Origin of the sequence: Streptomyces sp. NPDC047049 (genome assembly GCF_040643995.1) — a bacterium.
Classification (GTDB): Bacteria; Actinomycetota; Actinomycetes; order Streptomycetales; family Streptomycetaceae; genus Streptomyces; species Streptomyces mooreae.
The window spans coordinates 357,168-379,466 of the sequence record NZ_JBEYVM010000005.1 but is presented as its reverse complement, the minus strand read 5'-3'; the positions used below and the strand labels follow the sequence as shown (position 1 = coordinate 379,466).

Here is a 22,299-nt window from a genome sequence, read left to right as displayed (position 1 = left end):
ACGGTGGGAATCGCGCCGCCGCACGGTCTTGGGAATCGCAGCGCCGCACGGTCTACGGATGCAGAACGACCTTCGTGTAGCCCTCGATGCGCTTGTCGAACTTGTCGTATGCGGAGGGAGCCTGGTCGAGGGGCAGTTCATGCGAGACGACGAAGCCCGGCTTCGCGCGGCCCTCGATGATCATGTCGCGCAACTGCCGGTTGTAGCGCTTCACATTGCACTGCCCGGTACCCATCCGCAGGCCCTTCTCGAAGAGCTTGCCGATCGACACCAGGAGCATGCCCCGTTTGGCCTGCTCGTCAGGGCCTCCCGGGTCGGCCGGCACGTACAGGCCCGGCACACCGAGGGCGCCGGTGGCCCGCACCGTGCCCACGAGCGAGTTCAGGACCGTGGCCGGTTCCTCGCCGGCCATGCCGTGCGCCATCGCCTGATATCCGACGGCGTCCACACCCTTGTCCGTTCCGGCACCGCTCGTCTGGTCCTTGATCTGCTGCACCGGGTCGCCCTCGGCGAAGTTGACCGGGACCGCGCCGATCTCCCGGGCCTTCTCCAGTCGCTCGGGTACCCGGTCGACGACGAAGACCTTACTGGCGCCGCGCAGGAGCGCCGAGTAAGCAGCCATGAGCCCCACGGGCCCGCCGCCGTACACCGCGACGCTCTCGCCCGGGCGCACCTGGGCGAGTTCACAGCCGTGGAATCCGGTGGGGAAGATGTCAGCGAGCAGCATGAAGTCGGTCTCGTGCTCGTTTCCCGGTGGCAGTTTCAGGCAGTTGAAGTCGGCGTAGGGAACGCGAAGATATTCTGCCTGGCCGCCCACCCAGGGCCCCATGGAGACATAGCCGTAAGCACCGCCCGCAAATCCTGGATTGACGGTCTGGCAGAAAGCGGTATATCCCTCGACGCAATTGGTGCAGAACCCGCAGGCGACATTGAAGGGCATGACCACACGGTCGCCCTCCTTGAGTGAGGTGACACCCTCACCGAGTTCTTCGATGATCCCCATGTTCTCGTGACCGAAGACGATGCCCGGCTCGGCCGCCGTGCGGCCTTCGTACATATGCAGGTCAGAACCACAGATCGCGGTGGAGGTGATCTTTACGATCACTTCGTTGGGGTGCTGGATGCCGGGCTTCTCGACGTCCTCGACCTCCACGGAGTACGGCCCTTTGTAGACGACGGCCTTCATGTGCTTCCACCTCCCGCTCGGCGGAGAGCATGCAGAATCGCCCCGCCATTTCCCCGCCTTTGACGTGACCTATTCCTCATGATTCTCCGGTCTACTGAATGCGGCAAGCCGGTAACGTGAGAAGGGATATCCACTATGGAGCTCTGGGGTCCGAGACTCCGGGTGGCCCCATTCGCACCGAGAAATGAAAGAGAGGTCGACACGTGGCAGCACAGCGACTCGGGACCTTGCTGGTACCCGTGCTCGGCCTGTCCGGCACCTCGTACCCGCCGGGGACGACGGTTACCGTCCGCGGTCGCGGTGCGACTGTCGATGCATTCGTGAACGGCGACTGGCTCCCGCTGTCATGGTGGGAGTTCTCCGACGGCCTCCGCGAGGACATCGCCGACCGTTGACCCGCCTGCGTACGGCTTCGCCGCGTACGCCCCTGAACTGCATGGATCCGGGTGTGCCGCCCCGACGCTCCGGCTCATGGCCGGAGCCGCCGCCACTCCCCCATGCGCTTCAGATCTTTATTCCCGGCAAAACGGGGCAAACTGCAGGCATGGGCTCTCCATATTCCGATCCGGATCCACGCCGGCGCCCCGGCGTCGCGCCAGGAGTCGGGGTTCCCCCGGAGGAAACCCCGCAGGGCGAGGGAAGCACCGGGGCAGAGACCGGCCCCCGCGACAAGCAGACCCGCGGCTGGGCCACCGGCCCCATGATCATCCTCGCCATCATCGTCGTGCTCTGCGCAGCGTTCTTCATCGCATACGCCGTGACCGTGACCCTGTGACCGCCGGCGGTCCCGGCGCCGACCGTCCAAGCGCTGAACAGCCATCGCCGGCGCACCGGGTCCTGTCGGGTGCGCGTCCGCTCACCGGCGATGCCAGACGAGCGTGTAGCGCCAGAACAGCCGGCGGCGCAGCCGGGCGCCGGGCAGAGCGTCATGGGCCTCACGGACGATGTCGGAAAAGCTCATCTCCGCCGGTCGGGTCAGGGCGGTCATCGAGACCGGGCGGGGTGCCTTGCGGCCCTTGTTCTTGAGCCAGCCCGTGGCGGCATTCAGTGGGCTTGCGAGGGTGCCGAGCACATGGTCCCCGGCAGTCTGCGCCCGGGACAGGCCGACGATCACCAGAGTTCCGCCGGGGGCCAGGTGCCCTCGGAAGACGGTGAGCGCTTTGGTGAAGGGCAGATGGTGGACGGCGGCGACGCAGGTGATGACGTCGTAGGGGCCGGCAGGGATCCCGGTCAGCGCGTCCGCGACCGTGAAGGTCGCCGGAACCGCCGGAGACGTCAGCCGCTGCGCCCGGGAGATGATCACTGGGTCGGAATCGATTCCCCGGACCTGATGGGCGCGTGCGGCCAGGAGCCGCGCCAGGTCGCCGCTGCCGGAGCCGATGTCCAGGGCGCTGTCGAAGCGTTCGGGAAGTTGTCGCAGGATCCAGCGGTGGTAGTGGGCATTGTGGTCCCAGGGGTGGGCGGCATTGAACCGGTCGAGGGCCCGGAGGACTCGGTGCGGCAGTGATGTCATCACGTCAGTCCACCAAGCCCCCGGTTTCTGCGTCAGCTCGATTGAGGAAGTGTCAGCCGAGTCGGCGGGGGCGGGGTCAGGTGCGGTCGGCTCTCGTCGGGAGGGCATCTGCATCCGACCTTGCACCGGGTGCACCGACGGCACTCGCGCAGGCGCGCCGCAGACGCCAGCGCGCCGCATACGCCAACTCGGCACCATGCCCGAGAAGTCCTTCACTTGGCCCTATGACGGGTCATAGACATAAGGCAGGGCGTTGCTGTTCCCGGCCGGGGTGTGCGCCACGACATTCACCGTGCCGGGCGCTCCGCCCGGGGAGGTCGCGACGACCTGGGCGTCGGAGATCGCCGAGAACGAGGCCGGGACTCCGCCGAAGGACACCGCGTCGGTGTAGGTGAGGTTGCTGCCGCCCAGCACGATCGCGTCGCCCCCGAGGTCAGCGCCATGGGAGGGGATGAGGCTGGTCAGGACGGGCGCCCCGAGATAGGTGTAGTACGGATTCCCGGTGGCCGCGGTGCTGGTCCCGCCCGGTGTGGTGACGGTGACGACGACCGTGCCGGTCCCGGCCGGAGCGGTCACGGTCAGTTGGTTGTCGGAGACCACAGTGATGGCGGTGGCCGGATTCCCCCCGAAGTTCACGGCGTTGGTGAGTGTCAGGTTTGTACCGAAGACGGTGACGGTGTTGCCTCCGGTGGCCGGGCCGAGGTGCGGGGACAGATCGCTGAGGGTGGGTGCGGAGAGATAGAAGTACGGCAGGGGATTACTGGTGCCGCCGGCCGTGGTGACCGTGACATTGACCGAGGACGGCGGCCCCGCGGGCGCGATGACGGTGATCTGGCCGGCGGTATTGGTGAGGATCGTTGCCGCGTTGCTCCCGAACTTCACCGAACTCGCACCGGAGAGATTGGTGCCGTTCATCGTTACGACGTTGCCACCCGCGGTGGGCCCCGAAGTCGGGCTCAGGCTACTGATAACCGGCACGGGAGCTGCAACGTAGGTGTAGGCAAGGGCATTACTCGTGCCGCCCGCCGTCGTCACCGTGACATTCACCGAACCGGCTCCTGCCGGAGCGCTGACGGTGATCTGGGTGGCGGTATTGGTGAGGATGGTGGCAGGGCTGCCCCCGAAGAGCACCGAACTCGCACCCGACAGGCCGGTGCCATTGATCGTCACCACATTCCCACCCGCCGTCGGACCCGACGCCGGACTCAGACTACTGATAACCGGCACGGGAACCGCAACATACGTATAGGCAAGGCCATTGCTCGTGCCGCCCGCCGTCGTCACCGTGACATTCACCGTCCCCACGCCCGCAGGCGCAATCACCGTCACCTGAGAAGCAGTATTGGTCACAATGACCCCCGAGGCACCGCCGAACTTCACCGAGGTCGCACCGGAGAGATTGGCGCCGTTAACCGTCACCACATTCCCACCCGCCGTCGGACCCGACACCGGACTCAGACTACTGATAACCGGGACAGGAACCGCAACATACGTATAGGCAAGAGCATTGCTCGTGCCGCCCGCCGTCGTCACCGTGACATTCACCGTCCCCACGCCCGCAGGCGCAATCACCATCACCTGAGAAGCAGTATTGGATATCACAACCCCCGAACTCCCCCCGAACTTCACCGAACTCGCACCGGAGAGGTTGGTGCCGTTGATCGTCACGACATTCCCACCCGCCGTGGGGCCGGAAGTGGGGGTGAGTGTGATGAGTACGGGGGCCGGAGTGTAGGTGAAAAATACGTTCTGGGTGCTGGTCCCTGTTGGCGCTGTGACCGTGACCTGGACCGTACCGGTCCCTGCGGGGGTCTTGGCCGTGATCTGCGTATCGCTGACGATGACGAAGGGGGTTCCGTTCGGGCCGAACCTGACCATGGTGGCACCGGTGAAGCCGGAGCCGGTGATGGTGACGTTGGTACCCCCCGCTGGAGCACCTTGGGCGGGGCTGACGCTGGTCACTACGGGGGCCATGATGCTCGTCTCCTTCTTGTACCGCCTGGGCAGCCGCGCCCTGGCCGGCGGTCGGCCAGGGCGCGGGGGCGTCACCGCCCGCCCGCGCCGTACGCTGCGGACGGGCGGCGACTTGGTGGTAGTGCCGTTGGTCCCCGGTCGTTCCCGACGATCAGGTGACGGTGAAGGCCTGGGCGTTGGAGTTGCCGCCGCAGGTGTGGACGGTGATGGTCCCGGCTCCGGTGGCGAGTCCACCGGGCACCGTGGCGACGAGTTGGGTGTCGCTCACGGGGGTGAAGACCGCGGTGGCGGTGGCGGCGGCGCTGTCGGTGAAGGTGACGGTGTCGACACCGACGAAACCGGTTCCGTTGACGGTGATCTGGTCCCCCGTCGTACCGGAGGTGGGGACCAACGAGGTGATGGCCGGCGCGAGGTAGTAGTCGATCAGGGTGGTGCCCCCGGCGCTGGTTCCGCCGGCGGTGGTGATGTTCACCGACTGGGTCGACACCGTACCGACCTGCCCCGGGTTGGCCGGCGCGGTGAAGGTGACCTGGCTCGGCTGGGTCGGCGTGACTGCCACGTTGCCGACGGTGCCCACCCCGACCTGCGTTCCGGAAAGGAAGTTGGTGCCGAACAGCGTCACCGAACCACCCGTGGCGGCCGATACACAGCTGACGCTCAGCCCTGTGGTGGTCGGCGCGGCGATGACGAAGAACGGCAGCGCGTTGCTGGTGGCGCCGGCGCTGCTGGTGACGCTGACGGAGACCTGGCCGGAGCACGGCGCCGTGCTCGGCACCACGAAGGTGACCTGGGTGGCAGTGACGCCTGTCGGGGTAACCGTCGCCGAGCCGAAGTTCACCCTCGTGGTGGTGGACAGGGCGGTTCCATTGATCTGGACGGTATCGCCTGGTTTACCCTGATTCGTGGTGGTTGCTGTGTCCACCAACGACGTGATGGTTGCCATGATCTTTCTCCTTCGAATGTGCCGCTCTGCGGGGTGCGCAGGAGCCGGCGGTAGCTGTCGCGGCCCGCGATCTCATGGGGTGTCCCCCGTGGGGCGGGAAGGGGATGGTGGGACCGTTGCCTCAGGGCGCCTGGGCGGGTCGTCCTCTGTGAAGCGACGCGGCGCCGCATCATGGGGCACCGTCAATCTCGCTTGAATCAATTAAAGCCAAGGGGTGAAGGAGGCGACAGGTGGAAGTGGGGCACCGAGGAGCCTGTAGGACAATCGGTTAAGAGTTCGCGGTTCGGCTCCGGGCGCCGTTGCGCGCCCCTGCGAGTACGGTGCGCCCTGCCGCCAACCCCCTTGCAGGAATTGGGGAGTTGGCGTCAATTGCCCACCGGTCGGCGGTATGCGTGCGAGCCGGAAGATGCCTCCGAGCCGGTCCGCCTCGCGTTGCCCGGCCGGGGCAAGTGACGTCGCGGACGACGCGAGATTCGGCGCTCGGCGCGACGGCCGGGCGCTGGTGGTGCGCTATGCGCGAAGGCGTGAGGAAGCGCACCGGTCCACGCAGCGCTGCACACCGTCCGTACCCACGAACATCGCGGCAGAGACCAAGTAAGGAGCGCCCTCCCCGCACTGATCGCGCCGCGCCCACGGACCGGACCCGTGCCATCACCCTGCCTGTCGTCGCTGCCGCCGGCTCGATCACGTTCAACGGGACGGCCAGGGCGGGCGCCTCCCGGGCCCAGGGTGCACCCGGCCGCGATGGCGGCAGCGCCGCTCCCTCTCGCCCTCGGTCGCCGTATCCGGCATCATCCGGCCGCCGGCCCCGGCGATCAGGTGTGGACGAAGGCCCCGGGTGCGGTAGCGGTGCCGCCCGCCGTCGTCACCACGACATCCGCCGGGCCAGGGGCCTCCGCGGGAGGAGTGACGACGGCGATCCGGGCAGGGGAGACGATCCCGAAGGCGGCCGCGGCTCCGCCGATCGTCACCGACTCGGTGAACGCGAGCCCGGCGCCCTCGATCAGGACCGGGCCACCGCCCGCCGTGGAGCCGGTGGCGGGAGTCACGGAGGCGATGCTGGGTGGGCCCACGTAGGTGTAGGTGGCCTTCCCGTACGAGTTGCTGCGCGTGACCACGGTGACCGGCACGGGTCCTGCCGTCTGCGCGGCCGGCACCGTCACGGTGACCTGGTCGTCCAGGACGGAGGACGGGGTGACGGCCACGTTGCCGAAGTGCACCGAGGTGGTGGTGATCAGGCCCCGGCCGGTCACGGTCAGTGTGCCGCCCCCGCCCAACGGGCCCGACGTCGGGCTGATCCGGGTCAGGAGCGAGTCGGGGAGGTAGTAGAAGCGGTCGACGGTCCGGGTGGTGCGCTGCCCGAGGGTGACGTCGATGCTGACGTCGCGGGCCAGGAGGGGCGAAACGGCCTGGATCTCACGGTTGTTGACGATGATGAACGAGGCCGGGCGGCCTCCGAAGCGGACGGCGGTGGTGTTGCCCAGCCCCTCCCCGATGATGGTCACCGGCGTCCCACCCGACATGGGCCCCACGTTGGGGTACCCACCGGACGGCGCGGCCAGCACGCTCACCGTCTCATTACGGTTGTTGACCACGTAGACCTCGACGTCGTCCGGCGTGATCACCAGCCAGGACGGCCCGTGGAAGCCCGAAACCTTGTCGATCATCTCGTTTCTGATGAGATCGATGACGGCGACGCTGTCATCGCCGTCGCAGGTGGCGTAGGCCAGCACCCCGTTGTGACTGACCGCCACGCCCAAAGGGATGGACAGCCCGGTGAGGGCGCCCACCACGGCATGCGTGGCCGTGTCGACGACGCCGAGCCGGTTGCCGCCGTACTCCGACACATACGCGCGCTGTCCGTCGGGCGAAACCGCCACTCCCCTCGGGAGGAGGAACCCGGTGATGGTCTCGATGACGGTGTCGGTGGCGGTGTCGATGACCTCGACCGTGTTCGCGCCCTCTTCGGTGACGTAGACCTGCGCCCCGTCGGGGGTGACCGCCACACCACGTGGACCGCTGCTCATCGGCACCGAGGCGATGAGGGTGTCGGTGGCCGTGCTGATCACATCCACCCGGCTCCCGCCCAGGCTGGCCACATAGAGGCGGGAGCCGTCGGGAGTCACCTTGAGGCCGAGGGGCTTGTCCAGCCCCTCGATGGTGGTGATGACGGTGTTGGTGGCGGTGTCGATGACGGCCACACTGCCGGTCCCGAAGCAGGCCGCGTAGGCGCGCAGCCCGTCCGGAGTGATCGCGATCTCCCACGGTCCGCTGGTCACACCGATCGTGGTGATGACGTCACGGGTGCGGGTGTCGATGACACTGATGCTGCCGGCCCCGAAGTTGGTCACATAGACACGTCGGCCGTCCGGGGTGATCGCCGCCCAGATGGGGGTGTGCCCCACCACGATCTCGTCCACCGACAGCGGTTCATCTGTGTCCCTGACGTCCCCCCGGCCCGGAACGCCGTCGGCATGGACGGGCGACTGAAGCGCCCCTGCCGGTGCGCCTTGGGTGGGGCCGGCGCCGGTCCCTGCCGGAGCCATGATGCTCTCCTTCTCCTGTCGTGAACCGGTCATCGCCAGTTGACTGGTCGTCGGTCAGGGCACGGACGGGCTGCCGTGCGCTCCGCGGCGAGCGGGGAGCCGGGGAAGGCGGTCTGCCGGTTCTCGCGACGTGGTGCCGGGAGGGTGCCCGCCTTCAGCAGGCAGGGGCAACGGGAGGCAGGGCACCGCAGTTGTTCGGGGTGTTGCCGACCACCCCACTGCCGATCAGGACCACTCCGCCGGCGTTGGTGAAGATGCCTCCGCCATTGACGCCGGCGGTGTTGGCGGTGACGCTGCTGCCGGTGAGTATCAGCGTTCCGTCGGTGTAGATGCCGCCGCCGTATGACGCCTTGCTGTCGCGGACCGTGCTGCCGGTGAGGGCTACCGAGCCGCCGAGATTGGCGATCCCCCCTCCCACACCGAGGCCGGCATCACCACCGCTGACAGTCACCGCCCCCATGGTCAACTGGCCGTTTGCTCCAGGCACTTGTGACGGTCCGTCGACCTCGAAAATCCGGAAGGCCGGCGCGCTCGGTGCCCGGGTGATCCGGGTGGCCAGGCCCGCCATGGAGATCGGGGTGGTGATGTTCGGCAATCCCGGTGACTGTCCGGCTCCCCCGGAACTGTGGGCGCTGGTGAGGGTGTACGTACACAGGGGAGCAAGGAGCAAGCTGCCGCCCCCGGCGGCGTTGGCCGTGTTCACCGCGTCGACCAACGCGGATTCACCGCAGGCCACCACGATCGGCGACGCTGCGTGGGCGTCGGGAGCGGAGGCGGATGCCAGCGGAACGACAGCCGCCGCCATCAGCGTTCGCAGAACATGAATGGCTCGCAAGACGACGCCTCCTCGGACGGGGTTGAGCCGGGCCCCACCGGCCAACACCCCGGAAGGCGCCGGCCGGCAGAACCCTCCGTCAGGCGACGCCATGCCTAGGGCAGCCGAGTCAACACGTCCATGAGCCGACCACCGCATCTCCCGGCGGAGGGATGGACGGCCCACCTGGTAGGTAGGGCCAGTAACCCACCCGAGTGAGGGCCGCACAAGCGATGCTGACGGTTGTTCACCCGTTCAGCCGGGTGCACGCCCCGGTGACCGCCGCCAGGCAGCGGGCAGCAACAAGGCGACCACCGGATCTAGGTGGCAAAAGACCTCGAAATGCACCACAAAGAAGCCTCATTGGTGAAATTGTTGTTTCTTCTGTGTTGAACATCTGTCAAAAAGCGTCAACTCCTGGCACGCTCCCCTCGATTCACTCCTTCTGCTCCACCGGGCATCCCCCCTCGGTTGCCCGGCCGCTTCTTGGGCCGCGACCCCGCGGTCCGCACAAGGGAGACCGAGTTGAGACGGATCTCGTCCACCCCCCGCAAGAACACCCTGCGCGCCGCCGCCCTGGTCGCCTCCGCCGCCATGGTCGCCATCGGCGTCCAGGCCGGCTCGGCCAGCGCGCAGCCGGACCGCGCGAACGGCGCGTCGGCGGTCCAACTCTCCACCGCACAGCGGGCATCTGTGCTCAAGGATGCGCAGAGCAATGCCTCCACCGTCGCCGCGAAGATCGGCCTCGGCGCGCGGGAGAAGCTTGTCGTGCGGGACGTCATCAAGGACGCGGACGGCACGGTGCACACCCGGTACGAGCGCACCTACGGCGGGCTGCCGGTCCTCGGCGGTGACCTGGTGGTTCACCAGACGAAGAACGGCACCCGCAGCGTCACCAAGGCGACCAACGCCGCGATATCGGTGGCCAGTACGTCCGCGGCGCTCGCGCCCACCGCCGCGAAGAAGAGCGCACTCGGCGCTGCCGCCGCGCAGAAGGACACCAGGGCCAGCGCCTCTTCCGCGCCGCGCAAGGTGATCTGGGCCGCGACCGGCAAGCCCGTTCTCGCCTACGAAACGGTCGTCAAGGGCGTTCAGAAGGACGGCACGCCCAGCGAACTGCACGTCGTCACCGACGCGAGCACCGGGAAGAAGCTGTTCCAGAACGAGGCCATCGAGACCGGCACCGGAACCAGCACCTACAGCGGCAAGGTCGCACTGACCACCACCAAGAGCGGATCGACGTACCAGCTCACCGACGGTGCCCGCGGCGGCCACAAGACGTACGACCTCAAGCAGAACACCTCGGGCACCGGCACGCTCTTCACCGACGCGGACGACGTATGGGGCGGCAGCCGCCAGACCGCCGGCGTCGACGCGCACTACGGGGCAGCCGTCACCTGGGACTTCTACAAGAACACCTTCGGCCGCAACGGTATCCGCGGCGACGGCAAGGGTGCCTACTCCCGGGTCCACTACGGCAGCAACTACGTCAACGCGTTCTGGGACGACGACTGCTTCTGCATGACCTACGGTGACGGCGACGGGAACGCACACCCGCTCACCTCCCTCGATGTGGCCGCGCACGAGATGAGCCACGGCGTCACCGCCGCCACCGCGGGACTCAACTACAGCGGTGAGTCCGGCGGCCTCAACGAGGCCACGTCCGACATCTTCGGCACGTCGGCCGAGTTCTACGCCAAGAACTCCTCGGACCCGGGCGACTACCTCATCGGCGAGAAGATCGACATCAACGGGGACGGCACTCCGCTGCGCTACATGGACAAGCCCAGCAAGGACGGCGCCTCGGCCGACTACTGGTCCAGTGGCGTCGGCAACAAGGACGTGCACTACTCGTCCGGTGTCGCCAACCACTTCTTCTACCTGCTGTCCGAGGGCAGCGGCGCCAAGACCATCAACGGCGTCAAGTACAACAGCCCCACCTCCAACGGCTCCAAGGTCACCGGAATCGGCCGGGCCAAGGCCGAGAAGATCTGGTACAAGGCTCTCACCACGTACATGACCTCCACCACCAACTACAAGGCCGCACGTGCCGCGACCCTGAAGGCGGCAGGCGCTCTGTACGGCACGACGAGCGCCGAGTACAAGGCCGTCGGCGCCGCATGGACGGGCGTCAATGTGAAGTAGGCACCCCTCGGGTAGTGTGTCCCGGCGCCGGCCTCGGTGCCGGCGCCGGGACACACGCCGTACGCCGCTCGCCGCATGCCCCGGGCGGCTCCCCCGCCGCCCGCCCCGTTGCCTACTATGGGGACGTGATGCCCCGCCGCCTGTACGAATCGACACCGCCCGCCCGGCGGTGTCGCGCGCTGTTCGTACTGGCACTGCTGGCCGGCCTGCTGGGCATGCATGCCCTCAGCCCCGTCATCACCTCAACCCCTCCCCCGCACCAACAGCGCCACGAGCACCGCATGGCCACGGCGGCCGGTGCCCACGCACACTGTGGCGGTCAAGGGGCCGGCTGCGGCAGCGGCGGCCACGTTCATCACGCCGACACGACCTGTGCGTCCGGGGCTCTCGACGGGCCGCCCACGCCTCCTGCCCTGGTGCCGTCTCCCGTCCGCCCCGCAGAGCCCGATCACGCGGCGGGCTCCGGCGATTCGAAGGGCCAGGACGGCGGGCGCGCACCCCCGTCTCTGGCCGAACTCCAACTCCTGCGGATCTAGAACGCCCTGACGGCGCTCACGCCCCACACCGGGGCGGCGCCGTCGTCCGGCATGTTCTGACACCGCACTTCTTGCAGGAGTTCACCCATGAAGCCCACCCGTCCCCTCATGCGCCGCCTCACCCTCGTTGCGGCGACTGCCACCTCCGCGCTGGTACTGGCCGCATGCGGCAGCAACAACGGCGACAGCGGCAGCGACGGCCGCCCCGGCCACGCTTCCGCCGCCAAGCCCGCTTCCTCGCCGAGTGCCCAGGCTCCGGCCGGTACGCACAATGCGGCGGATGTGGCCTTCGCGAAGGGCATGATCCCGCACCACCGGCAGGCCGTGGAGATGGCCGATCTGGCCGTCACCCGGGCCGCATCGCCCCAGGTCAAGGCACTTGCCGAGAAGATCAAGAAGGCACAGGGCCCGGAGATCAAGACCATGTCCGGGTGGCTGACCGCCTGGGACGAGCAGGTGCCGGAGGAGATGCCCGGCATGGACCACTCCGCCCACTCGCAGATGCCGGGCATGAAGGGCATGAAGGAGATGGCCGCGCTCAAGAAGAAGTCCGGCAAGGACTTCGACACCTCCTTCCTGGAGATGATGGTCGGGCACCACCAGGGCGCGGTGCAGATGGCCGGCACCGAGAAGGACAAGGGCGCATACGGCCGGGCGAAAACGCTGGCCGCGGACATCATCAAGGCCCAGAACGCGGAGATCACACAGATGAACAAGCTGCTCGGAAAGCGCTGACCACCGGCAGGGCCGGTGGACCGCACCTGCCCTGCCTTCCCGCCGCGGCCGGCAGTCGACAGTGTGTTGACTGCCGGCTGCGGCTGCGGCGGACACCGGTTCAGAGCGGCAGACCCACGCCGCACCGTCGGATGAGTGCGGTCAGATGCCGTCGAAGCACCAACCAACGCGCCGTCATCACCAGCTCACCGGAACGCCCCCGAACACCCCTCACCGTGCACAACAGGCAGCGAGGTGCGGCATGATCGGGAACGTACCAAGTCGAGTGTCCACATCAGGAGTTGAGGGTGAGGAATGTCGTATGGACGTTGATGCCGCCGTGTTCGATGTTTTCGGAACGCTGACCGACTGGCGGTCCAGCGTGACCGAGGCGCTGTCCGGTACCGGCGGCCGGGCCGGACTGCATGCCGACTGGCCCACGGTCACCGACACCTGGCGGCGCTGCTACCGCCCGGCGCTCAAAAGGATCTTGGACGGAGAGCTGTCCTGGCGGCCGCTGGATGCTCTGCACCGGCTCACACTCGACGAAGCCCTTGCCGAACACGGGCTCGAGGACCTCGACGATGCCGAGCGGGATGTGCTGGTGCAGGCCTGGCACCGTCTGCGGCCCTGGCCCGACGCCCCGGCCGGCCTGGAACTGCTCCACCACACCCGCGTGCTCACCGCGACGCTGTCCAACGGAGGAATCAGCCTGCTGGCGCGCCTCACCAAACAGGCGGGGCTCCGGTTCGACTGCATCCTCTCGGCCGAACTGGCCAGGTCCTACAAACCCGATCCCCAGGTCTACCGCATGGCCGCCGACCTGCTCGAGGTGAAGCCGCGACGACTCCTCATGGTCGCCTGCCACCCCGACGACCTCGAAGCCGCGGCCAGGGCGGGGCTCCGCACCGCCTATATCCCCCGCCCGCTGGAGTGGGGCCCGGCCGCCGGACGGGTCGACCCGCCCGCTGTGGTCGACCTCGTCGCCGACGATGTCATCGAGCTGGCGCACGCGCTGGGAGCGTCGGGGCGCACCAGGCCATAGGGCGGCTCGGCGGCAGCCGGCACCGCCCGATCCCCGGGCCCGGCCCCGTCCCCGCTCTCGTCCCGGTGGTAGTAGTCGAATTGGGTCACCCCGTTGTAGCCGTAGCTCTCGGGATGCAGTTCGTGCAGCGCGACGCCGGACCGGGGAAGCGGGCCGAGGATGTCCGACAGCAGTTCACCGGCCCTGGCGATGAATTCGGCCTTCTCCGCCGCGCTGTTCGTGCCCAGGGTGATGCTGGCCTCCAGGTGCGCGTCGCGGGTACCGGTCAGGGGCCTGCCGTCGACGAAATAGCTGCCGGCCGGGACCGGATTGATGTGGACGATGGTGCGCGCGCTGGACTTGCGCAGAACCGAGACCGCCAGCCGGGTCAGGCCCTCGGCAATCGCGCGCTGGAGGTCGGCTGGGAGGTCGGGGTCGGGGACGGTGACCCGGAAGTACGGCATGGCTCTCCTCGGCATGTGCTCGGGACGCTTCCGCCGGAATCGGCGGCACGGATCAAGCGTCACCGACCTGGGACCATGAATCCAACGCATACCTGTCATAGACCCATGAGGCCGCCGCATGTCCGTGAACATTCCCCAGCTGAGGGCCTTCCTCGCCGTCGTCGATACGGGCGGTTTCAGTGCGGCCGCAGCGGAACTGGGCGTCAGCCAGTCAGCGGTGTCGCACGCCGTCGCTTCCCTGGAACGGGAGCTGGCCGCCCCGCTGTTGGTCCGTGCCACCCCGGCCCGTACCACGGCACTCGGGGAGCGGATCGTGCCGCCCGCCCGCGTCGCCCTGTCGGCGGCCCGGTCCGTGGAACGGATCGCGGCCGAGGCCACCGACACCATGAAGGGCACCGTGCGGCTGGCCGCCACACCCACGGTCTGCCAGGGTCTGATACCCGGCCTGCTGCGGCACTGGCGTGCGGACCAGCCGCGGATCACGGTGCGGGTCTTCGAGGGCGACAGTGCCGAAGTTTCGGGCTGGCTGGAGGACGGGACGACCGATGCCGCCGTCCTGATCGACCCTCCCCCGGCTACCGCTGGGAGGTGTCCCGAGCCCGGCCCCGGCATCCAGCTCGCCGTGGACGGCTACCGGGCCCTGCTGCCCCGGGACCACCCCTTGGCGGACGAACCGCTCGTCCACCTCCGCGACCTGGAGGACGACCCGTTCCTGATCTCACCCAACAGCTGCGAAGCCCGCATCCGTACGATCCACGACCTGGCCGGACTGCGCTTCTCCCCCACCCACCGGGTACGGGACCTGGCGACGCTGATCAGCATGGTGCAGGCCGGTATCGGCGTGACCGTCCTGTCCGAGGTCTCCCGCTCACTGATCCCCCCGGATCTGGTTCTGCTGCCGCTGGAGCCCCGGACCTCACGCCGCCTCGTACTGACCGGGCCGCATGCCCGCCCCTGGCACCCGGCGATCCGTGCGTTGGCGGAGTCGGCCGTCGGCCATCTGGCCCGCGGCCGGCTCAAGGAAGGGCGGGCGCGAGGCGTTTGACCTCCCGGAGGGTGGGGGCGGTTTCGATGCTCTGGATGCCTGGCAGGGGGCCGAGGTGCTGGTCGATGTAGTCGTACAGGTCGGCCGGGGTGCGGAAGACGCCGCTGGCGACGAGGTTGGAGGTGCCGGTGATGGCTGCGGCGAAGGCGATGGCGGGGTGGGTGGCAAGGGTTTCGCCGACGGTGCGCAGGTGGTCGGGGGTGACGTGGAGCCAGAGCTGGGTCGTCATGTGATAGCCGAGAAGCTGGGGGTCGAAGTCCACGGAGAAGCCGAGTGCGCCCTCGGTGCGCAGCCGCTCCAGGTGGCGCTGGACGCTGGAGGCCGAGCGGCCACTGGCTCTGGCGAGTTCGGGCAGGGTGGCGCGGCCGTCGCGGGCGAGTTCGGTGAACAGGGTGCGGTCGGTGGCGTCCAAGGTCAGCGGGGCGTCGGGTGTGCCGGAATCCACCGCGGGGGCGGAGCCCGGGGCGTGGAAGCGGGTGGCGTGCCAGGTGCTGGTGACGCCGACGAAGATCCGCATCATGCAGTGGGCGCTGACCGACAGGACGTGTGGGGTGCGGGGGAGTTTCCGCAGGAGCAGGGCGTTGCGTTCGTCGGGGGTGCGGGTGTTGACGGCGCAGGAGAGCTCGGTGCCGCCGGAAGCGAGGGTGACCCAACTGGTGTCGGGACGGCGGGCCAGCGCATCGGCGATGGTGCCGGCCGCGTCGGGTGTGCAGTGCAGGCGCAGTAACCAGCGGACCAGGCCCAGGCGGGCGGGTACGGGCTGGCCGACGATGCGCAGCCCCAGGGTGCGCAGGTGTTGGTAGCGGCGGGCGATGGTGCGTTCGGAGACGTCGAGCCGGCGGGCGAGGTGACTGAAGGGGGCCCGGCCGTCGAGCTGCAGGGCCTCCAGCAGACGGGTGTCGAGCGCCTTCAGAGGTCTGGAATCCACCGCTGTGCCTCGCTCTCGTGCCGGAATCTTGCACAGGCAAGGCTACGGCTAGGGGTAGTCCCGGAGGTGCCCGGACAGTGGGCGGGTCCTGTTCCACCTCACCCTTACGGGAGTCTGTGTCATGCGTATCTGGGGGCCGCTGGCCGCCGTCTGCCTGGGCACGTTCATGCTGCTCCTCGACATCACCATCGTCCTGGTCGCGCTGCCGTCGCTGTCAAAGTCCCTGGGCTCCTCGCTCTCCCAATTGCAGTGGGTGGCCGACGGGTACGCCCTCGCGGTGGCCGCCGCCCTGCTCGGAGCGGGCATGCTCGCCGATCTGCAGGGTCGGCGCCGCGTGTACGTCGCGGGGCTGGTCGTCTTCGCGTCGGCCTCGGTCGCCTGTGCGCTCTCGCCCGGCATGGGGTGGCTGATCGCGGCCCGGCTGGTGCAGGGTGTGGGCGCTGCGGCGATGTTCACCACCACCCTCTCCCTGATCAGCACCCTGTACTCCGGTCGCCGTCTCGGACAGGCCTTAGGCGTCTGGGCGGCGGTCGCCGCCGGCGCCTCCGCACTCGGCCCGGTCATGGGCGGGCTGCTGACCGAGGCGCTGGACTGGCGGTGGATCTTCTACGTCAACGTCCCCGTCACCGCGCTCGCGCTGGCGCTGACCTTCCGCTGCATCCCCCGGTCCACCCCCGACCGGAGCGCCACGCGGCGTCCGGATGTCCCCGGCATCGTGCTGTTCGCGCTCGCCGCGGGCGGATTTGTCCACGCCCTGACCGCCTCCCACGCCCACGGCTGGAGTTCAGCGGAAACCCTGGTGTCACTGGCCGCAGCGGTGGCTGCCTTCGTGGTCTTCCTCGCCGTACAGCGCCGCAGCACGCACCCTCTGCTGGACCTGTCTTTGTTCCACCGTCCGGCGTTCAGCGCCGCGATGCTCACCATCGCCGTCACCACCATGACCGGCTCCCTGGACGGTCAGGTCGCCGATCCGGCCGGTGCCGCGCAGACCCTGTCCGGTGGCGGAGCCGGCACTCTCCTCGCGGCCGCCCCGGCCGGACAGCGGGCCTCCTTCGACCGCACCCTGCATGCGGTGTTCGCAGGGGGCCACAACACCCTCGCTCTGACCGCCGGTGCGCTGGCGGTGGCCGGTGCTGCCTGCGTGTTCTGGCTGACCCGTCGCCCGGAGGTCCCGGAGCCGCTGAGCGAGGCGGTGGCCGGGCGCCCGGCGGAGACCGCGGGGGTTGTTCCGGGGGCCGAGTAGGCGGCCAGGACTCGGCCGGCACCCCCGTTCCCGGAAACGGGCCTCTTGCGGGGCAGCGTCCGGAGCGGGGCCGCGGCCGCATGGGCACACGTTCCGCCCGGGGTTCCCCAGTCCCTGACTCCCGTGGCTCGGGGCATCAGGCGCGGCGGAGCCGGCCGGCAAGGACATGCCCGATGAGGACGTAGACCACGGCGGGCAACCCGTAGTTCAGCACGGTCCGCACCCAGTCCGTGTCCATGGTGAACAGATCGTGCGACCAGCCGGCCAGCCAGCCGGCCGCGGCCTGTACCCAACTGACCAGGTCGTTGGCGCGGTTCGCGTCGAGGAGGACGAACAGGATCCATAGGCCGAGGATCACCGCGGTGAGGTCCGCAATGACGACGATCCCTCTTGCTGCTTCGCTTCTGCCGTTGTGAACGCGTCTGGACATGACAAACAGGTTGCCGCTTTCGCCCCGTCGAAACCGGCCGCCCGTCCGGCGGCCCGCCCGGCCCGTAGAGCCGGATCGCTGAGCGCCCGCAGAAGGACTACGGGCCACGGACCGTGCAGACCGGCTCTGACACCGACCATCCCCCCGGCATGACCGGTGTCAGCGCCGTGTCTGCCGGATGTCAGGACCGTCGGCGATCGTGGTCGGCACATCCACCACGAAAGGGCTTCCGATGAGTCAAACGGTTTCCGTCCCGCAGGGCCTCCCCATGGAGCGCGACGCGGGCCCCTTCGACCCTCCCCGCCTCATCACCCAGCTGCGCGAGGCTCGCCCCGTCAGTCCCATGATCTTCCCCGATGGTCACGAGGGCTGGCTCGTCACCGGCTACGACGTGGTCCGCCGGCTCATGGCCGACACCCGGTTCAGCTCCCGCCAGGACCTCGGCATCCTCCACATGCCGTACGAGGCCCCCGACATGCCCGCCGCCACCGAACCGTCCCCGCAGGTGCCGGGCCTGTTCGTCGCCATGGACCCGCCGGACCACACCCGCCTGCGGCGCAGGCTCACCGGCGCCTTCACCGTGAAACGCATGAAGCAGCTCGAAGAGCACATCATCGACATCGCCGAGCGGCAACTGGACGAACTGGCGCGCCTCACCCCGCCGGTCGACCTGGTCAAGGAGTTCGCGCTGCCGGTGCCCTCGCTGGTGATCTGCCAACTGCTCGGCGTCCCCTACACCGACCGGGAGACCTTCCAGGTCAACTCCGCCAAGTTCCTGGTCAAGGACCAGTCGCTCGACGAGAAGATGGCCGCGTACCAGGCACTGACGACGTACCTTTCCGAACTGGTCACGGACAAACGTGCCGCCCCCGGCGACGACATCCTGTCCGACCTGGCCCGCCATGACGACCTCACCATCGAGGAGCTGACCGGCGTCGCCTTCCTGCTGCTCTTCGCGGGCCACGAGACCACCGCCAACATGCTCGCCCTGGGCACCTTCGCGCTCCTGGAACACCCCGAGCAACTGGCCGAACTGCGCGCCGATCCTGACCTGTTGCCCGGCGCCGTCGAGGAACTGCTGCGCTACCTGTCCATAGCCGACATCTTCTACCGCTATGCCACGGAGGACATCGAACTCGGGGGCGAGACCATCGGCAAGGGATCGACCGTCGTCGTCTCCCTGCTGGCCGCCAACCGCGACCCCCTGCGTTTCGACCACCCCGACACCCTGGACATCCACCGCAAGGCCCGCGGTCACCTGTCCTTCGGCCACGGCATCCACCAATGCCTGGGCCAGCAACTGGCCCGGATCGAGATGCGCGCCGGTTTCGAGGGCCTGCTGCGCCGCTTCCCCACCCTCGAACTCGCCGTCCCCGCCGACGAGGTGAAGCTCAAGACCGACATGAATATCTACGGCGTCCACGAACTGCCGGTCACCTGGACGGAGACGGCCCGGTAAGGCCGCCGGCCGAGCGCGTCACCGGGAGCAGAAACGCCCAACCGCATGGGATGACCACTGCATGGCCCTCCGCCCCATGGATTCCCGCGCCTCATGGATTCCCGCCTCATGGCTGCCTGTCGAACACCCATGGCAAAATCAGCGGGTGCAGATCGGGATGCTGGGTCCGTTCGAAGTGCGCACGGACGACGGAGACTTGGCCGACGTGCCGGGCGCGCGGCTGCGCGGGCTGCTGATCGCCCTCGCGCTCAAGCCGGGTCAGGTGGTCCCGAAGGCGTCGCTCGTCGACTGGATCTGGGGGGGAGGACCTGCCCGCCGATGCGACGAACGCCCTGCAGCGCCTGGTTTCCCGGCTGCGGAAGGTGCTGCCGCACGGGGTGGTCGAGAGCCGGACGGACGGCTATCGGTTGGCCGTGGAGCCCGAGGCCGTCGACGCCGTGCGCTTTGAACGCCTGGTCACCGCGGGGCAGGCCGGCACCGAGGACGGTGGTCTGCGGGTGCGGCTGCTGCGCCAGGCCCTCGATCTGTGGCGCGGTGCGGCCCTGCAGGACGTCGGGCTGCAGGACAGCGCCCCCTTCGACGCGGCGGTCGTCCGGCTCGAAGGGCTGCGCCTGACCGCCACGGAGGAGCGGGTCGGCGCGGAGGTCGCCCTCGGGCGCGGTGCGGAGCTGGTCACGGAGCTGACCGACCTGGTGGCCGCGCACCCGGTGCGGGAACGGCTGGTCGCGGCGCTGATGCGTGCGCTCGTCGCGGCCGGTCGCGACAGCGAGGCGCTGCTGGTCTACCAGCGCGCGAGGGAGGCTCTGGCCGATGCGCTGGGCGTCGGCCCCTCGCCGGAGCTGGCCGCGTTGCACCTCGCGCTGCTGCGGGGCGAGGCGGGGTCCGGCCTGCGGCAACGGGAAGCGAGCCGCAAGACCAACCTGCGCGCCGAGCTGACCACCTTCGTCGGCAGGGGCGCCGATGTCGCCGCGGTCCGCGGGCTCGTCGCCGGGCACCGGCTCACCACCGTGACCGGGCCGGGCGGCTCGGGGAAGACCCGGCTGGCCACGGAGGCCGCACGCACGCTGCTCGGCGACCTGCCGGACGGGGTCTGGCTGGTGGAGCTCGCCGCCATCGGTTCGGACGGCGACGTGGCGCAGGCGACCCTCGCCGGGCTCGGCCTGCGGGACGCCCTGCTCGGCGGGGCCCCGACCGCGGAGCTGACGGACCGGCTGATCGCCGCGGTCCGCGAGCGGGAGGCGCTGCTGATCCTGGACAACTGTGAGCATGTGATCGAGTCCGCGGCGGTGTTCGCCCACCGGGTGCTCGGGGAGTGCCGGCGGCTGCGGATCCTGGCGACGAGCCGGGAACCGCTCGGCATCACCGGGGAGGCACTGTGGCCGGTCGAGCCACTGGCCCTGCCGGAGGGGGACGCGGGCACCGCCGAGATCGAGTCCGCACCCGCCGTTCAGCTGCTGCGGGACCGGGCCGGGGCGGTGCGCCGGGATCTCGCGGCCGACGCCCGCACGCTGGCGACGATGGTGCGCGTCTGCCGGGCGCTGGACGGGATGCCGCTGGCGATCGAGCTGGCCGCGGCCCGGTTGCGCACCATGTCCCTCGATCAGCTCGCCCACCGGCTCGACGACCGCTTCCGCCTGCTGACCAGCGGCAGCCGGACCGCGCTGCCGCGGCACAAGACGCTGCGCGCGGCAGTCGACTGGAGCTGGGAGCTGCTGACCGACGCCGAGCGGATGGTCCTGCGCAGGCTCTCGGTGTTCTCCGGCGGGGCGAGACCGGAAGCGGCCGAACGGGTCTGCGCGGGCGACGCCGTCGAGCAGGATCAGGTGTTCGAGCTGCTGACCGCGCTGACCGAGAAGTCGCTGCTGGTCGCCGAGGTCGACAGCGCCCCGCGCTATCGCATGACCGGCACCATCAAGGAGTACGCCGGCCAACGGCTCGCGGAGGCAGGGGAATCGGAGCGGGCGCGCCATGCGCACCTGGCCTACTTCACCGAGTTCGCCGAGACCGCGGAGCCGCATCTGCGCCGCGCCGAGCAGTTGGACTGGCTGGCCCTGCTCGAGGCCGAGCACGACAACATCGGTTCGGCGATGCGGGGCGCGCTCACGGCGGGCGAGGCGCAGGAGGCGATGCGGCTCGCGGCGGGGGCGGGCTGGTACTGGTGGCTCGGCGGGCACCGGACCGAGGGCATGGAGCTGATCACCGCGGCCGCCAGGACACCCGGCGAAGTGACCGACGACGTCCGGGCCATGACGTACGCGCTGGTCGTGCTGTTCGTGAGCGCCGGGCGGGGCGACGAGCGCCAGGCAGAGCACTGGATCCGCGAGGCGCACCGGCTCAGCCGGCGCAGCCGGTGTCGCGCCCCGCTGCTGGGTCTCGTCGCCGCGCTGGAACGCCTGCTGCAGACCCCCGACGGGTTCCGGCCCGCTTTCGAAGCGCTGCTCGACAACGAGGACCCGTGGGTGCGCGCGCTGGCCCGGCTGCAGCTGGGCAAGATGCGGATCGTGCTCGGGCAGGACGGGTCGGACGCGGACGCGCATCTGGAGCGGGCGCTCGCCGAGTTCCGGGCGCTCGGCGAGCGGTTCGGGATCTCGTTCGCGCTGTCCGAGCTGGCGGACCGGATCGCCGTGCGTGGCGGGTTCGCCGCCGCGTGCGAGCACTACGAGCAGGCGATCGCGGTCGTCACCGAGGTCGGTGCCACCGAGGATGTCATCCGGATGCGGTCGCGGCAGGCGCAGCTGTACTGGCTGCTGGGCGACGAGGACGCGAGCGCGGACGCCCTTGCCGAGGCGCGGCGGTGCGCGGAGCGGGTCACCTGGCCGGGCGCGCTGGCCGAGCTGGCCCTCGCGAAGGCGGAGCTCGCCCGGTGGGGCGGCGATGCCGAGGAGGCGTACCGGCAACTCGGCGTCGTGGCGGCCGTACTGGGCGACGAAGCGAAGCAGGCGAACATCCGCGCGGTGACGCACGACCTGCTCGGCTACCTCGCCGACGACCTCGGAGAGGCCCGGGCGCACCGCGCGGCGGCCTGCGAGGCGGCGTCCGAGTCGGGATACGCGCCGCTGACCGCGCAGGTACTCGTCGGGGTCGCGGACCTGGCCCTGCGCCGCGACGAGCACGAGCAGGCCGCACGGCTGCTCGCGGCGAGCGCGGACGTACGCGGGCTGCAGGACCGCTCCCACCCGGACGTGGCCCGGATCGAACGGGCCGCGCGGCACCGCCTCGGCGAGGCACGGTTCGCCGAGGCCGCCCGGGAGGGGACGCGGACCCACTGGTCCCAGCTGGTCGAGGCCACACTCGCTTCTTGAGCCTGGAGGCCGGGCCGCGCACATGGCGCTCCT

Annotated in this window: 17 protein-coding genes and 1 pseudogene; 10 read left to right on the top strand and 8 right to left on the bottom strand. The window is 69.6% G+C overall.

Annotation, left to right across the window (positions count from 1 at the left end):
* Nucleotides 1-52 precede the first annotated feature (52 nt).
* Complete coding sequence (locus tag ABZ851_RS16015) at nucleotides 53-1,186, bottom strand: glutathione-independent formaldehyde dehydrogenase (protein ID WP_361127149.1); 1,134 nt, start codon at nucleotides 1,184-1,186, stop codon at nucleotides 53-55.
* A 203-nt stretch (nucleotides 1,187-1,389) separates the two neighbouring features.
* Here ABZ851_RS16015 and ABZ851_RS16010 point away from each other — a divergent pair, with 203 nt between their 5' ends.
* Both ABZ851_RS16010 and ABZ851_RS16005 read left to right on the top strand, forming a co-directional pair.
* Nucleotides 1,390-1,581: a hypothetical protein gene (locus ABZ851_RS16010; RefSeq protein WP_088795864.1), complete on the top strand. Its 192-nt coding sequence runs from the start codon at nucleotides 1,390-1,392 to the stop codon at nucleotides 1,579-1,581.
* 149 nt (nucleotides 1,582-1,730) lie between these two features.
* Nucleotides 1,731-1,961 carry a DUF6480 family protein gene (locus ABZ851_RS16005; protein ID WP_361127144.1) on the top strand — a complete coding sequence of 77 codons (231 nt, stop codon included), beginning with the start codon at nucleotides 1,731-1,733 and terminating at the stop codon, nucleotides 1,959-1,961.
* Nucleotides 1,962-2,042: 81 nt separating this feature from the next.
* Here the strand turns inward: ABZ851_RS16005 and ABZ851_RS16000 are convergent, their stop codons facing one another.
* From ABZ851_RS16000 to ABZ851_RS15980, 5 genes are all read right to left on the bottom strand, one after another.
* Complete coding sequence (locus tag ABZ851_RS16000) at nucleotides 2,043-2,699, bottom strand: class I SAM-dependent methyltransferase (RefSeq protein ID WP_361127141.1); 657 nt, start codon at nucleotides 2,697-2,699, stop codon at nucleotides 2,043-2,045.
* A 222-nt stretch (nucleotides 2,700-2,921) separates the two neighbouring features.
* Complete coding sequence (locus tag ABZ851_RS15995) at nucleotides 2,922-4,673, bottom strand: IPT/TIG domain-containing protein (protein ID WP_361127138.1); 1,752 nt, start codon at nucleotides 4,671-4,673, stop codon at nucleotides 2,922-2,924.
* Nucleotides 4,674-4,824: 151 nt separating this feature from the next.
* Nucleotides 4,825-5,616 (bottom strand): IPT/TIG domain-containing protein, encoded by a 792-nt coding sequence (locus ABZ851_RS15990; protein ID WP_361127135.1) that lies wholly within the window; start codon nucleotides 5,614-5,616, stop codon nucleotides 4,825-4,827.
* A gap of 815 nt (nucleotides 5,617-6,431) precedes the next feature.
* On the bottom strand, nucleotides 6,432-8,162 hold the full coding sequence (locus ABZ851_RS15985) for an IPT/TIG domain-containing protein (protein WP_361127132.1): 1,731 nt from the start codon (nucleotides 8,160-8,162) through the stop codon (nucleotides 6,432-6,434).
* A gap of 154 nt (nucleotides 8,163-8,316) precedes the next feature.
* Nucleotides 8,317-8,997, bottom strand: coding sequence for a hypothetical protein (locus ABZ851_RS15980; protein ID WP_361127129.1), 681 nt, complete (start codon nucleotides 8,995-8,997; stop codon nucleotides 8,317-8,319).
* A gap of 504 nt (nucleotides 8,998-9,501) precedes the next feature.
* On the opposite strand from ABZ851_RS15980, the gene ABZ851_RS15975 reads away from it, so the two are divergent.
* The 5 genes from ABZ851_RS15975 (at nucleotide 9,502) to ABZ851_RS15955 (ending at nucleotide 14,904) form a co-directional block, all read left to right on the top strand.
* Entirely contained in the window at nucleotides 9,502-11,121 is a 1,620-nt protein-coding gene (locus ABZ851_RS15975) for a M4 family metallopeptidase (RefSeq protein ID WP_361127126.1), read from the top strand.
* 128 nt (nucleotides 11,122-11,249) lie between these two features.
* A complete protein-coding gene (locus ABZ851_RS15970; protein WP_361127361.1) occupies nucleotides 11,250-11,657 on the top strand; it encodes a DUF6153 family protein in 408 nt (135 codons plus the stop codon).
* Between the two features lie 87 nt (nucleotides 11,658-11,744).
* Nucleotides 11,745-12,392 carry a DUF305 domain-containing protein gene (locus tag ABZ851_RS15965; RefSeq protein WP_361127123.1) on the top strand — a complete coding sequence of 216 codons (648 nt, stop codon included), beginning with the start codon at nucleotides 11,745-11,747 and terminating at the stop codon, nucleotides 12,390-12,392.
* 301 nt (nucleotides 12,393-12,693) lie between these two features.
* The gene (locus tag ABZ851_RS15960; RefSeq protein WP_361127120.1) at nucleotides 12,694-13,416 is read left to right on the top strand and encodes a haloacid dehalogenase type II; all 723 of its coding nucleotides are present in this window, start codon (nucleotides 12,694-12,696) and stop codon (nucleotides 13,414-13,416) included.
* A gap of 561 nt (nucleotides 13,417-13,977) precedes the next feature.
* The gene (locus ABZ851_RS15955) at nucleotides 13,978-14,904 is read left to right on the top strand and encodes a LysR family transcriptional regulator (RefSeq protein WP_361127117.1); all 927 of its coding nucleotides are present in this window, start codon (nucleotides 13,978-13,980) and stop codon (nucleotides 14,902-14,904) included.
* Here the strand turns inward: ABZ851_RS15955 and ABZ851_RS15950 are convergent.
* Nucleotides 14,876-15,832 (bottom strand): Lrp/AsnC family transcriptional regulator, encoded by a 957-nt coding sequence (locus ABZ851_RS15950; protein WP_361127114.1) that lies wholly within the window; start codon nucleotides 15,830-15,832, stop codon nucleotides 14,876-14,878. The genes ABZ851_RS15955 and ABZ851_RS15950 overlap by 29 nt on opposite strands.
* Before the next feature lie 121 nt (nucleotides 15,833-15,953).
* Here ABZ851_RS15950 and ABZ851_RS15945 point away from each other — a divergent pair, with 121 nt between their 5' ends.
* Nucleotides 15,954-17,075 (top strand): MFS transporter, encoded by a 1,122-nt coding sequence (locus ABZ851_RS15945; RefSeq protein WP_361127111.1) that lies wholly within the window; start codon nucleotides 15,954-15,956, stop codon nucleotides 17,073-17,075.
* A gap of 136 nt (nucleotides 17,076-17,211) precedes the next feature.
* Here ABZ851_RS15945 and ABZ851_RS15940 read toward each other — a convergent pair whose 3' ends face one another.
* Nucleotides 17,212-17,505: a hypothetical protein gene (locus ABZ851_RS15940; RefSeq protein ID WP_361127108.1), complete on the bottom strand. Its 294-nt coding sequence runs from the start codon at nucleotides 17,503-17,505 to the stop codon at nucleotides 17,212-17,214.
* Between the two features lie 232 nt (nucleotides 17,506-17,737).
* Here ABZ851_RS15940 and ABZ851_RS15935 point away from each other — a divergent pair, with 232 nt between their 5' ends.
* Nucleotides 17,738-18,964, top strand: a complete 1,227-nt coding sequence (locus ABZ851_RS15935) for a cytochrome P450 (protein WP_361127105.1) — start codon at nucleotides 17,738-17,740, stop codon at nucleotides 18,962-18,964.
* Between the two features lie 145 nt (nucleotides 18,965-19,109).
* Nucleotides 19,110-22,266, top strand: a pseudogene (locus ABZ851_RS15930) (BTAD domain-containing putative transcriptional regulator).
* Nucleotides 22,267-22,299: the final 33 nt, after the last annotated feature.